The sequence below is a fragment of the Spirosoma sordidisoli genome (assembly GCF_004138325.1).
Lineage (GTDB): Bacteria > Bacteroidota > Bacteroidia > Cytophagales > Spirosomataceae > Spirosoma > Spirosoma sordidisoli.
The window spans coordinates 442,265-455,326 of record NZ_SBLB01000001.1 but is presented as its reverse complement, the minus strand read 5'-3'; the positions used below and the strand labels follow the sequence as shown (position 1 = coordinate 455,326).

Annotated in this window: 8 protein-coding genes; 7 read left to right on the top strand and 1 reads right to left on the bottom strand. The window is 58.9% G+C overall.

The genetic code is table 11. The features are described from left to right. Positions 1-15 precede the first annotated feature (15 nt). From EQG79_RS02160 to EQG79_RS02150, 3 genes are all read left to right on the top strand, one after another. Positions 16-2,661, top strand: a complete 2,646-nt coding sequence (locus EQG79_RS02160) for a glycoside hydrolase (RefSeq protein ID WP_129599626.1) — start codon at positions 16-18, stop codon at positions 2,659-2,661. A gap of 198 nt (positions 2,662-2,859) precedes the next feature. Beyond that, positions 2,860-4,224 carry a right-handed parallel beta-helix repeat-containing protein gene (locus EQG79_RS02155; RefSeq protein WP_077923108.1) on the top strand — a complete coding sequence of 455 codons (1,365 nt, stop codon included), beginning with the start codon at positions 2,860-2,862 and terminating at the stop codon, positions 4,222-4,224. Positions 4,225-4,237: 13 nt separating this feature from the next. Beyond that, entirely contained in the window at positions 4,238-5,065 is an 828-nt protein-coding gene (locus EQG79_RS02150; RefSeq protein ID WP_317126230.1) for a sugar phosphate isomerase/epimerase family protein, read from the top strand. On the opposite strand, the gene EQG79_RS02145 is transcribed toward EQG79_RS02150, so the two are convergent. Continuing rightward, on the bottom strand, positions 5,062-5,985 hold the full coding sequence (locus EQG79_RS02145) for an AraC family transcriptional regulator (protein WP_240699247.1): 924 nt from the start codon (positions 5,983-5,985) through the stop codon (positions 5,062-5,064). The genes EQG79_RS02150 and EQG79_RS02145 overlap by 4 nt on opposite strands. A gap of 156 nt (positions 5,986-6,141) precedes the next feature. Here EQG79_RS02145 and EQG79_RS02140 point away from each other — a divergent pair, with 156 nt between their 5' ends. The 4 genes from EQG79_RS02140 to EQG79_RS02125 all read left to right on the top strand — a co-directional run bounded on the left by EQG79_RS02140 (position 6,142) and on the right by EQG79_RS02125 (position 13,045). Continuing rightward, positions 6,142-8,298, top strand: coding sequence for a glycoside hydrolase family 36 protein (locus EQG79_RS02140; protein WP_129599624.1), 2,157 nt, complete (start codon positions 6,142-6,144; stop codon positions 8,296-8,298). A gap of 35 nt (positions 8,299-8,333) precedes the next feature. Next, a complete protein-coding gene (locus EQG79_RS02135; RefSeq protein WP_077923106.1) occupies positions 8,334-9,170 on the top strand; it encodes a phytanoyl-CoA dioxygenase family protein in 837 nt (278 codons plus the stop codon). 84 nt (positions 9,171-9,254) lie between these two features. After that, on the top strand, positions 9,255-10,637 hold the full coding sequence (locus tag EQG79_RS02130) for a sugar porter family MFS transporter (protein ID WP_129599622.1): 1,383 nt from the start codon (positions 9,255-9,257) through the stop codon (positions 10,635-10,637). A gap of 134 nt (positions 10,638-10,771) precedes the next feature. Continuing rightward, complete coding sequence (locus tag EQG79_RS02125) at positions 10,772-13,045, top strand: hypothetical protein (RefSeq protein WP_129599620.1); 2,274 nt, start codon at positions 10,772-10,774, stop codon at positions 13,043-13,045. The last annotated feature ends 17 nt before the right edge of the window (positions 13,046-13,062 follow it).

Here is a 13,062-nt window from a genome sequence, read left to right as displayed (position 1 = left end):
TTCCGGGCCGAGTTCATGAAAACACTTCTTCTGATCGTTTCGTTAGCGGCTTCGGTTTCGACCGTTCGGGCGCAGGCTGTTAAACGACTTTACCTGGCCAACGACGACCACACGGATTATATGTGGACGGCCAGCGAAGCCCGGTACGACTCGGCCTTCGTGCAAATGCTCGATTACTACCTGCGCCAGATCGATTCGACAAGACATAACCCCGACGACTTTCAGGCGCGGTGGAACTGCGACGGTAGCTACTGGCTTAGAACGTACCAGACCTACCGTAGTCCGGCTCAGTTTGACCGGCTGATGAACGCGATCCGGTCGGGGCACATCAGCAGCCCGCTGAATTCGGTGGTGAGTACCTACGGCGGGCAGCCCACCGAAGCTATGCTGCGGGGTATGTACTATGCCGGGAAGCTGGAGCGCCAGTACACGCTGCGGTTCCCGATGGCCATCGCCATGGAAAATCAAACCCTGCCCATGGGCCTGAGTTCGCTCTGGGCCGGGTCGGGCGCGAAATACAGCTGGCGGGGCGTTTGCGGCTGTGCCAGCCGGCTTTCCAGGACCAGTCTGGCCCACCGGCCGCACCAGCTGTACCGCTATATGGGCCCCGACGGGCGGAGTGTGATCATGAAATGGTACAGCCTCATTGGCGAAAACACGGGGCTGGGCGGCTACAGCGAGACCCGACCCCTGCGCAAAACCGCCGGCATTGCCGCCAATTTTGCTCACACCATCGATGGCCTGACGGCGCTTTGCGATACGGTATCGGCGCAGTCAGCGTATCCGTACAACGTGGCGGGGGCCTTCGGCTACGGCTGGGACGACCTGAGTACATTTCAGGCCCCCGCCTTTATTGCCGCTGCCCAAACCGGTACGACGCCCACGCGCCGGGTTCGGGTGTCTAACGAAGAAGATTTCTTTCGGGATGTGGAGCGAAGCTACCCCAGCCTGCCCAGCGAGTCGGTGAGTTACGGCAACGAATGGGATCTGTACCCCGTATCCATGAACGAGACTACGGCCCAGGTGCGCCGGGCTACCGAAAAGCTCCGCTCGGCCGAAGCCCTGGCGGCATTGGTGTCACTCAACGACACTGCCTTCGCGGCCGACCTGACTCCCGCTCGCCAGCAGGCCTGGGATGCCTATGGGCTCTACTGGGAACACAACTGGACGGCCGACGGACCCGTGACGCGCCAGGAGCGGGCTAACTGGCAGCTTCGGCAGCAGGGCACCATCAGCCGCTACGTCGATACGCTCTACAGCCGGTCGGTCAGGGCGCTGGGCCGTCAGATCAGGGCGGCCGACGCGACCGCCCGGCGGTTTTACGTTTTTAATTCCTTAAGCTGGTCCCGGAGTGACGCAGCTGACTTGCCGTTACCGTCGACCCGGCCAGTGCGGGTTATTGACCTGGCAGAAAACAACGAAGTAGCCAGTCAGGTCATTCAAAAAGGGGGGCGAGCCTATCTGCGGATCTGGGCCGAAAACGTGCCTTCGGTGGGGTATAAAGTCTTCGAGATTCAAAACGCTACACCCCGTCCTCAGCCCATGGCGGCTAAGGTGACCAGCGATGTCATCGAAAATGCGTACTATCGGCTTCGGCTGCGTCCATCCGGGGTTATCAGCGATCTGGTTGATCGTCGGGCCGGCAACCGGCCGGTTGTTCAACCCGTTGGCGGGCGGTTTCTCAACGACCTGGGAACGGTCAATCCGGATGCCGGCCAAAAGGTTGAGGTCGAAAATGCCGGGGCGGTATCGGTCACGCTCAAAGCCGTTTCCAGCGACCCCGTTCCGCATACGGTTCGGGTAACCCTGTACAAGAGCAGCCACCAGGGCAAGCCGACCGGCCCGGCCCGTATTGATATTGAAGACAGTATCCAGGCGAATTTCGGTGATATAAAAACCTGGGCGTTTTCGTTCAATCTGACCAGGCCAACAACCCGCCACGAAGAGCTGGGAGCCGTTCTTACCGCCCGGGAAGAACGCCGGGGTGGACACTATGCCAACCGGAGCCGCACCGGCGGAGCAGCCGGAACGGGACCCGCCCGCTACGACTGGCTCACGTTTAATCATTTTGCCGACCTAAGCGAAGCTGCGTATGGGGTAACCCTCTCCAACCTGGATTGCAGCTTCTTCAGGCTCGGCGGCAGCACCGTTGATTCACTCTGGGAGCAGTCGCCCCAGCTGAACGCGCTGGCGGGGGGGCAGGTCGACGGGCCGGAGCTGGGGATCCGGCAGCAGAACGGAGCCACCGCGTTTCGGTACCAGTTTGCGCTCACCACCCACCCGGCGGCTTTCGATGCGCAGGCAGCCATGCGATTTGCACTCGAGCACCAGAACCCGCTGGTAACCGGTGCGGTAACCGGCCTCGTCGGCAACTATCCTCCGATGACGTATTCGCTGCTGACGGTTTCGGACAGGAACGTGCTGCTGTGGGGGCTGAAAACCAGCGAGGAGGGGATCAGCAACGGCCTGATTGCCCGGTTCTGGAACATAACCCACACCGCCATGGCACCAACGCTTCGACTGGCCATGCCCATCAGCCGCGCCTGGCAGACCACGCACATCGAAACGAACGAGCGCCCCTTATCCCCGAGGAAAGGCAGGCTCACCCTACCGTTTGCGCCTAGTCAGCTGAATACCTATCGCCTGCAGGTGCAGCGGTAAGCAAGTTGACTGACAGGCGGGTAAAGCCGCTTACCCGACAGAACGACCGCGGAGCGTACACCAGCCTGGCACCAAAGCCGGGAAAAACGGACAGTCGCTCCGTTTATCAGCTAAAAGGGTAAAGCAGGAAGGGCAGACAATCCCGGAGAGCCACACATCCCGGACCAACCAACTAGTTGTGAAACAGACCTATTCGCCATGAATCAATTGCTTTTACTCGTTCTGCTCTTAACTACCCCATTCGTCTCGGCCCAGACCTGGTACGTATCCGGCACCGGCAACGATGCCAACGACGGCAAATCGGAGAAAACAGCCTTTCGTAGTTTACAGAAAGCCGCCGGTCTGGTAGAACCCGGCGATGTGGTGCTGATCGGCAATGGGATCTATACCAACACCGACACCGGTAACGGCAGCGCGGTGCTGAATATCACTCGTTCGGGCAAACCCGGTGCCTGGATAACCTGGAAAGCACGGCCCGGCCACCAACCCGACATCCGGCCCGTGGGCTGGTGCGGTATTCAGGTGTCTGGCTCGTACCACATCCTCGATGGCCTGTCGGTAACGGGCCGGAACGATTCGATTGTGTTGCTGAAGGCGCAGGAAGACGCCAAAAAGCCAAAGCCCGACCCCGGTTTTAACACCAACGGTATCTTTTTCAACGGCCGCAACAACCCGCCTGGCAGCAAGCCACACCACCTCATAATCCGCAACTGCACGGTGGGTAAATGCCCCGGCGGAGGCATTGTCGGGATCGAAATGGATTACCTGACCGTCGAAGACTGTACCGTGTTCGACAATGCCTGGTTTATGCGCTACGGCGGATCGGGTATTACCACCCTCAACAACTGGGCCTTCGATGATGCGCCCGGCTACCACATCGTTATCCAGCGCAACCGGGTCTGGAACAACAAGACCCTCGTGCCGTGGGAGCGCATCAACAAACTAAGCGACGGAAACGGTATCCTGCTCGACGTGACCGACCAGAACACGGCCAACGGTGCCACTAACCCCAATGCCGACGCCGTGGTGAAGCCTGCCAGCCAGACGGTGACCCAGCCCGCCCCCGATCCCAAACCCGCCCGGCCCGAGTGGAAAGGCCGTGCCCTGATTGCCAACAACCTGAGTGCCTACAACGGTGGGTCGGGCATCCACACCTTCCGGACGCGGCATGTCGACATCATCAACAATACCACCTACCATAACGGCGGCATCGTGGGCTACCAGGAACTGTTTCCCAACCGCTCCGACGACGTGGTGATTCTGAACAACATTATCGTGCCGCGCCCCGGTGGTCAGGTCACCTCCAACAACCGCAATACCAACATCCGCTGGGATTATAACCTGTACCCAACGGCCCAGACAATCTTTACGGGGCCTAACGACCGGGTGGGAGACCCCCGCTTTATTGACCCGCGCCCCGACCTGCTGACGGGTAATTTCCGGCTGGCTAAGGGCAGTCCTGCCCTGCATTCAGGCTCCGCCGACGTGCCGCTGCCTACCGATCTGCTTAAAAAAGCCCGGCCGGCCGGTAGCGGTCGCGACCGGGGCGCCTTTGAACAGTAAATTCCTTGCACCTATGCCTGAGTCAGTTCCTGGGATACCGATCCGCTTTTACGCCCCCGAGTGGGGCAATACCCTTCCGTTCGGGGAGTTTTGCCAGCGCGTGAAAGCGGCCGGTTATGACGGGGTCGAGCTGGCCCTGCCCCTGGATAAGGTCGCCAGCCAGACGCTCGTGGACACGCTGCGGGCGCATGGCCTGACGTGGATTGGGCAGTACTACCAGTCGGTTGAGCGCGACCTGGCCGAGCACAGTCGCAATTACGAAACCTACCTGCGCCACCTGGCAGCTTTCGGGCCGGTGTTCATCAACTGCCAGACGGGAAAAGATTACTTCAGCGTTGCGCAGAACAGCCGGTTGTTTGAGCTGGCCGCCCGAATTTCGGCGGAAACGGGCGTGCGTATTATCCACGAAACCCACCGGGGCAAGGCGCTGTTTGCGGCTCACGTAACGCAGGAATACCTCACCCGCCTGCCTAACCTTCGCATCTGCCTGGACATTTCGCACTGGTGTGCTGTTCATGAATCCATGCTCGACGATCAGCCCGAAGCGGTACAACTGGCCTTGTCCCGCGCCGACCACCTCCACAGCCGGGTGGGGTTTCCGGAAGGGCCGCAGGTGGCCGACCCCCGCGCCCCGGCCTGGACCGAAACGCTCAACGCCCACCTGGCCTGGTGGGACCGGTTGGTAGCCATCCACCGCGCCCATGGTACGCAGCTGACGGTCAACACCGAGTTTGGCCCGGCCCCGTACATGCCGCTGCACCCTTACACCCAGGAGCCGCTGGCCAGCCAGTGGGACGTGAACGTATTTATGCTGAACCTGCTGAAGCAGCGCTACGCTTAAGGTTGGGGGGTAACCTGTATCCCCTCCCGTTTGCGATACCCGGCGGGGGAGAGGCCCATCTGCTTTTTGAACAGGCGCGAAAAATAGAACGGATCGTCCATGCCCAGCTGCGCGGCTACCTCGTTGACGCGCAGGTTGCTGAAGTGAAGTAACTGACAGGCCCGTTGAATGCGGAGGTGGTTGAAATACTCGATGGGCGCGTAGCCGGTATCCTGCCTGAACTTGCGCGAGAAAAACGACACCGACAAATGGGCCGACTGGGCAATATTATCCAGTGTGACCGGTCGGGACAGATTGTCCTGCATGAACTGAATGGCCCGGTCGGTGGCACTGACGGGTGCCGCTACCCGCGTTTTGGGCCGGAAGTTATCGGGCAGTACAAACGACGCCAGAAAATACGGAAGGGTCAGGTTCGCAAAGAGCAGGTTCGACTGGCTGTAGCCGTTCAGAAAGGTGTCGTAGATACGGTCGAAGAGCGCAATGCGTTCGGGGGAGAATACAACCCGAACCGTCTGGGGCAGCTGGTCTGCGTTACCCAGGGTGGCCCAGACCGACTCCGCGCAGGCGCTGCCGTTGATGTGAAACCAGTAAATCGTCCATGGATTGTGGGGATCGGCCGCGTAGGAATGCGGCACGCCCGGCGCAATGGCGTACAGGTCCCCCGCCTGCAGCTGTACCCGACCTTTCGGTACCTGAACCCAGCCCAGTCCGTCGGTGCAGTAGATCAGAATTACCTGCGACATGCCCGTTGGCCGCTGGTAGTAGTGGTGCAGCGCTTTGGGAAAGAAGCCCATCTGGGTAATAAATAACTGGTTGATGAGCGGCATGGCCCGGCATTTATCGATGACCTCTTTCGGCATTTCAATCATCCGCTCGCCGGTAAAGCCCCGGCCTTTCCGGTTTTGTCGATTCGTTGCCATTGTGTAGCTGTATGTGACCGCCGAAGGTAAGATAATCCAGGTTTAGGCCAAAATCATTCATCTGACCGATCCTCGAATAACTGAATTTTGTGATTATAAAATACAATATCCATAGGCAGCTCACAGATCGACTGACCGGGTATAAAGCCATTCAGCATGAAGCAGTCCTTCCTGTTTTTTCTCACCGTTTGTATTACCCTTGGGGGCATCAGGTCTGTACCGGAGGGCTTCGCCCAGTCGGCGGCCTCGGGTGTGGCCCGTCCTTTCGCCAGCTGGACAGCTACCGAACTGGTGCTGAACAATGGGGTCGTGCAGCGAACGATATCCCTGCCGACGGCCGTTTCCGGTTCGTTTCTGACCACCACCTACAAGCCGGTTAACGGAGCGTTTAAGTACTTCACCCAAACGAGCGCCGATTTCCAGTTCGAGCTAAACGATACCGTATATACCGGTTCCGGCGACTGGACACTGAAAACCATAGAGAAACTTACCGATGCCCGGCAGGGCGATGGCGCTGCCGTTACGCTGCAAAGTAAGGATGGCCGGATCGAGCTGATCGTCAATTTTTTATTGTATCCCGGCCAGCCCGTTATTCGGAAAAGCCTGACGATCAGAAACCTGACGGCCGAATCGATGCGGCTCGAATCGGTTGATGTCGAGAAGTTCACGGTAACCCCCTACTACGCCACAACGTTTAGCTGGATTTGCCACGATTATGGTCGGCGCCGTTCCATTGGTCCTTACGATGGTAACTTTCAGGATGCGCTGCTGACGGTGCATAACAGCGATTGGCAGCAGGGCATTGTTATCGGCAATGAGGCCTCCGGCGTGGTGAAACATACGTCTGTTTTCTGGAACGAACCCACTATACTCAGCGGCCTGACGCACAAGGACGCCCGCTTCCCGTTTCGGAAATACATTCATAAAGGCGAGTCGTTTACCACCCCGCAGGTCTTCACCATCGTTTACAATGCGCACAAAGACCCGGATGAGGTACTGAATACCGCCGTGCCTGATTTTGTCCGTAAACACCTGGGCATACGCCTGTCTGAGCTGGCCCAGAAACCCACTTTCGTCTACAATACGTGGGTGCCTTTCCGTAAAAACCTCAACGAAAAGCTGGTGATGGAGCTGGCAAAGGCCGCTGCCGATGCGGGCATGAAGGAATTCATTATCGACGATGGCTGGGCCGACAATTATGGCGACTGGAACATCGACAAAAAGAAATTCCCCAACGGCCTGAAACCCGTTTTCGACTACATCAAATCGCTGGGCATGAAGCCGGGGCTGTGGGTCAGCGTGGGCAGTGCGTCGCCCGACAGCAAAGTGTATCAGGCCCATCCCGACTGGTTTGTGCTCGACGAAAAGCAGCAACCGGCCAACCTGCATGAAGATGACCTGTCGATGCGTACCGCCTGCTTTGGCACCGGATGGCGAGGCTATATCAAAGATGTGCTGCTCAAACTGGCGCTGGAATACGGCTTGGAATACCTGAAGCTCGACTTCACGGTGGTGACCAGTACCTATCGTTTTGGGAACAAGGTAACTGGCTGCTATGCCAACAATCACAAAGGCCATAAAGACCATCACGAGTCGCTCTATACCAATTATGAAGAGGTCTGGCAGTTGTTCGATGAGCTGCACGCGGCCAAACCCAACCTGTTTATCGACTGCACCTTCGAGACAATGGGTGGCCTGCAACTGATCGATTACGCTATGCTTAAACATGCCGAGGGCGACTGGTTGTCTAATTTCTACGGCCCACCCGATGCCAACGTCGACCTGCGCGTTCGGAATATGGCCTGGTGGCGTTCGCCCGCCATACCCGCCACGGCCCTGGTCATTGGGAACCCCGAAATGCAGGACGCCGGCTGGGAAATGCACATCAAGTCACTGGCCGGTGCGCTGCCCATCATGCTGGGTGACCCCCGTAAACTGCTGCCTGCGGATCTGAAAAAATACCGGGCCTACGCCGACTGGCTGCAGGCGATGGAAAACAGGCATCAGATCATGACCTACCGGCAGGATTTGCCTGGTTTTGGCGAACCGAAAGAGGGCCTGTGGGATGGCTTCCAGCGCATCAATACCGAGACCAGACAGGGAGGCATTATTGGCGTATTCCGGCATGGGGCCACCGAAACGAAACGCCAGGTCACCGTGGCGCACCTGGACCCGTTAAGGCGCTATCAGGTGCTAACCATGAACAACCAGCTGGTGACCAGCCTCACCGGCCAAGCCCTGCAAACGACCGGCTTCCCCGTAACCATCAATGAACGGTACGGCGGGACGCTTTTTCAGATCAGTAGTCAGTAACGCCATCGAAACACACAGATTTATCAATAATCGCCATGACAAATCAGCCATTAACTTCCGAACAGGTCCGTCAGTATCAGCAGGACGGCTATCTCATTGTCCGTAACTTTCTCAGTCAGGAAGAGGTCGACAAGCTGTACCGGGTAGCCATCGACGACAGCGCGGTGAGTAAAAACGCCATCAACGTGAACGACAGCACCGGCAAACGCAGCAAGCTCTCGCTCTGGTACAAACCCGGCAACGACACCTACGGGCTGCTCACCCGCAGCGAACAGCTGGTCAACGCGGCTGATGCGCTGCTCGACGGCGATACGGCGGTCTGCCATTTCCACTCCAAACTCATGCAGAAAGAACCCCGGGTAGGGGGGGCCTGGGAGTGGCATCAGGATTACGGCTACTGGTACAAAAACGAGTTTCTGCTACCCGACCAGATGATGTCGGTGATGGTTGCCATTACCGATGCCAACGAAGAAAACGGCTGTTTGCAGGTCATCAGGGGTTCGCACAAAATGGGCCGGGTCGAGCACGGGTTTGCGGGCGAGCAGGTAGGAGCCTCGCAGCGGTACGTCGATCTGGCCCTGCAAACCATGGAGCGGGTATTTGTGGAGTTGAAAGCGGGCGACGTGCTGTTCTTCCACAGCAACATTCTCCACCGGTCCGAGGCCAACCTGTCGGACAAGCCGCGCTGGTCGATGATTTCGTGCTACAACCGCCAGGCCAACATCGGCTACAACGACTCTGCGTCGTCGATGTCGAGTATTACCCCCATTGAAGTTGTTCCCAACGAGGCTCTGCTGACCTGGGAAGCCGCCGGACTGGCCGAAGAAGGCGCTGATTTTCTGGCTAAAGAAGCCGACGTCGCGCTGAAGTAAAAAGCAGGCTACGAAGAGATGCCCCAGCGTATCTCTTCGTAGCCTGCTTTGTTTATCTCTGTATTTGCTTTTCCCTAAACTCCCATGGCCGTACTTATTCAATCCCAGTCCCAGGCTGTCAGCAGTCTGGCTACTATCAACCGGCAGTATGTGTACCTCATCAGCGCCATTGCGGCCCTGGGCGGGGTATTGTTCGGCTTTGATTTGGTCATCATATCGGGTACGGTGCCGTTTTTCACCCAATTTTTTCGGCTCGATGCGTTCCAGACGGGCTGGGCGGTGGGCTGTATCAACCTCGGAGCGGCCCTGGGTGCCCTGCTGGCGGGCAAACTGAGCGATTCGCTCGGTCGGCGCCGGCTGCTGATGCTCTGCGCGGGGCTGTTTGCCCTCACGGGCGCGGGCACGGGCTGGGCAATGAGCTTCCCGCTGTTTGTCGGGTTTCGGATGCTGAGCGGGGTAGCCGTGGGGGCCGCGGCCCTGGTGTGCCCCATGTACGTAGCCGAAATTTCGCCTGCTACCATGCGGGGGCGGATGGTGTCGTTCTACCAGCTGTCTATCGTGATCGGCATTCTGCTGGCCTACCTGTCTAACTACCTGCTGCTCAACACCGGTGCCGATAACTGGCGGTGGATGTTCTCGGCCCAGTCGGCCCCGTCGCTGCTGTTCTTTGTGGGCCTATTCTTAGTGGCCGAGAGCCCGCGCTGGCTGATCCGCAAAGGCCGGCACGAGGAGGCCGGCGGGGTACTGACCCGCATTGGCGGACCGGACTACGCCCAGGCCGAAGCCGCTCAGATTCAGGCCAGCTTCGCCCAGGAATCACGCGAAGCCGTGGGCGACCTGTTCCGCAAAGAGCTGTGGCCCATCGTGTTTATCGGCATCGTAGTGGCCGTATTTTCGCAGGCCGTGGGGCAGAACTCCCTGTTTTCTTACGCGCCGGAGTTGTTTCGGCAGGCGGGCATGGGGCAGGATTCGGCCTTTTTGCAGTCGATCATCATTGGCGTCATCAACTTTCTGTTCACCTTCGTAGCCATCGGCACCATCGACAAGCTGGGCCGCAAAAAACTACTGCAGTACGGTTCGGTTCTGCTGGGTCTCGACGCCCTGGCGCTGTCGGCCGCGTTTTACTGGCAGTTGCCCGGCGCGTGGGTGCTGGTATTTGTGCTAACGTTCATCGCCATTTATGCCGCCACGCTGGGGCCGGTAACGTGGGTGGCGCTGTCGGAGCTGTTTCCCAACCGGATTCGGGGCAATGCCCTCGCCCTGGCTACCCTGGCGCTATGGATTACCAATTTCTTTACGACGGCCTCGTTTCCGATTATGAAGCAGCACTGGGGTCTGCCACTCACATTCGGCCTGCATGCCCTGCTGTGCTTTGTCTACTTCCTGTTCGTGCGCCTGCGGATGCCCGAAACAAAGGGTAAATCGCTGGAAGAAATCGAAAGAGAGTTAACCCGTATGCCTGACTAAACTATACCGGAACATGGAGTCAGACGGTCTTCTCAAATCGGCGCGCTGACCCATATTTCAGCAATGTTCCACCCTGTATTCCTAAAACCGGGCTAAAATTCACGTTGGGCGTTTAGCAGGTATACCCCTTTTGTATGATGAAACGAATCGCGTTGCTGGCCGCTGTCGGCTGGTTTCTGGAACAGCCGGTTTGTGCGCAGCCGATTGGTAACTGGGGCATGTCGGCGAAGGCGCTTCCCGTTTACCACTATACCGGGCCGCTGCCCTTTACGGCGATCGACAAAAACGGCCAGGACGCCAACCTGCCCGAAGATCCGTATTTTCTGCTGGGCAACTACCGCATGGCCCTCATCACCCACGCCAGTGGGCGCTACCAGCTCCTGACGGCCGAACGGGCCTGGGCACGCGTCAATGCGGCTAGCCAGACCAACTACGGCTGGAACGATGCCCGCGTTGTGGTTTCAGCCGGCCGGGGCAGCCACACCACCGACCTGGTGGGCGTAGGCACGATAGCGGCCGATCCGAACCGGGTTCAGAAAACGTTCGGCGTGGGGTTTGCCCGCTACGACTATCAGCTTCCCGACCAGGTACGCTGCACGCGCGTCCTGTCGGTGAAGCCCTCGCCCGTCATCCACGCGGGCAGTCCGGCCTTTATCGTAACGGTAGCGCTGACCAACCAGAGCAACCAGCCGCAAAATCTGACCTATACCGAGCGGGTAGGAGTCAATTTCGTACTCAACAGCACGCAGTATACCGACCCGGCCAAACGCCCGCTTCGGTACCGCGCCCGCACCAGTGCGGCAGACGATCGGCAAACCGTGCTGGCCACGATCACCCACCAGCCCAACGAATTTCTGGTCCTCCCCGGCGCCAGCGAACGCTACCCCTACGACCTGGCTCCGCCCGCCCTGTTCATGAAGGCACTGCCCGACGGCAGCGGGCAAACGGCCACCGTCGGGGCCACTGGCGATACGCTGGCGGCCCGCGTCAGCACCCGCCTGAAACCGGGACAGACGGTCCGCTTCAACCTGGTTATCGGCCTGACCAAAGGTGCCGATCTGAAGGCGGTCGACAGCGAGGTAGCTGCGCTGCTGGCGGGCGCCAATACCAACGGTCTGGCAGACGGCCTGTTTGCTGAGCAGTGGAAAAAGAAGTTACCTGATCTGTCGGCCGAGACCAGCGAGGTGCTGAAGCGCGAGATGCTCTGGAACGCTCATATGCTCGAAGCTTCGGCCAAATACAGCGACTATTTTGGGGAGACCTTCATTCCGCAGGGCACCGTGTACAGCTATTACTTTGGCGACAACATCTCCAACCGCGATCACCTGCAGGCGGCCCTGGCTGCCTGTTATACCAACCCCGCCCTGGCCAAATCGACGATGCGGTATGTGATGAAGCATACGGAAGCGGACGGCGAAATCAAGCGGGGCAACAACGGCTACGGCTACACGGCCCCATCTATCTACAAGGAAAGCGACGAACAGCTGTTTTTCTTTCTGACGCTGGCCGAATACCTGCTGATTACGAACGATTACGGCTTTCTGAACGAGCCGGTGGCCTATTACCCCGCCGAAGCCGGGCGGACCGATTCGGTGCTGACGTTCGTGAAAAAGTATTTCGTCTACCTGCGCGACGAAATCGGGCTTGGTCCCAACGGCCTGGTGCGGATGCTGAACTCCGACTGGAGCGACAGCTTTTTCCACGACCATTCGCCGAACATCTTTGCCGGATCGGCGGAGTCGCACCTGAACTCGGCCCTGGTGCTGGCCACCTTTCCTAAGCTGATTACAGCCCTGGAAAAAGCGGACAACCCGCAGGCCGCATCGCTCCTGACCGCCCTGCGCCAGTACCGGACAACCGTTGCCGAAAACTACCTGCGCGATCTGGGCAGCCGTACCTTCTCGGCCCGGGCCTACCTGAACAGCAAGCTCAAATTTGGGCTGGACAACGTATGTCTGGAGCCGCAGGGCTATCTCTTGCAGGCACCCGACCTGACCAGCGAACGCAAACGGGAGATTTACGCCTACGTCAAAAGCCGGCTCCTGACGCCCGAGAAAATTGGCGCCCGCTCCCGCGAACGGTCGCTCTGGGGTCGTAATCCCGACGGCGAGGACGGGGGTATCTGGTTCTCGCTCGAATACCCGCTGCTGCTGGGCGTAGCCACCTTCGACAAAGCCGAAGCGTGGTCGCTGCTGTCGACGTTTTCGTTTGCCAATTTTGCCCGGCAGTACCCAAACTACTGGGTGGGCCACTGGACAGCCGCCGACGAGGTAAACTCGACGCTCCACCGCGAGGGACTGTATGCGTTCTGGGTGCCGTCGCCCGACCGGAAACGGGCTTTTCAGGGCTATTGCTCGCACCCCCATTCCTGGCCCCTGTTCTGCTACTTCAAGCTCAAGGCGTTATGAAAAGCAGTCAGGTTGGC

Coding starts and splice junctions, on each gene's coding strand:
- EQG79_RS02150 (WP_317126230.1), top strand. CDS start 4,238: ATGCCTGAGTCAGTTCCTGGGATACCGATCCGCTTTTACGCCCCCGAG.
- EQG79_RS02155 (WP_077923108.1), top strand. CDS start 2,860: ATGAATCAATTGCTTTTACTCGTTCTGCTCTTAACTACCCCATTCGTC.
- EQG79_RS02135 (WP_077923106.1), top strand. CDS start 8,334: ATGACAAATCAGCCATTAACTTCCGAACAGGTCCGTCAGTATCAGCAG.
- EQG79_RS02145 (WP_240699247.1), bottom strand. CDS start 5,985: ATGGCAACGAATCGACAAAACCGGAAAGGCCGGGGCTTTACCGGCGAG.
- EQG79_RS02125 (WP_129599620.1), top strand. CDS start 10,772: ATGATGAAACGAATCGCGTTGCTGGCCGCTGTCGGCTGGTTTCTGGAA.
- EQG79_RS02130 (WP_129599622.1), top strand. CDS start 9,255: ATGGCCGTACTTATTCAATCCCAGTCCCAGGCTGTCAGCAGTCTGGCT.
- EQG79_RS02160 (WP_129599626.1), top strand. CDS start 16: ATGAAAACACTTCTTCTGATCGTTTCGTTAGCGGCTTCGGTTTCGACC.
- EQG79_RS02140 (WP_129599624.1), top strand. CDS start 6,142: ATGAAGCAGTCCTTCCTGTTTTTTCTCACCGTTTGTATTACCCTTGGG.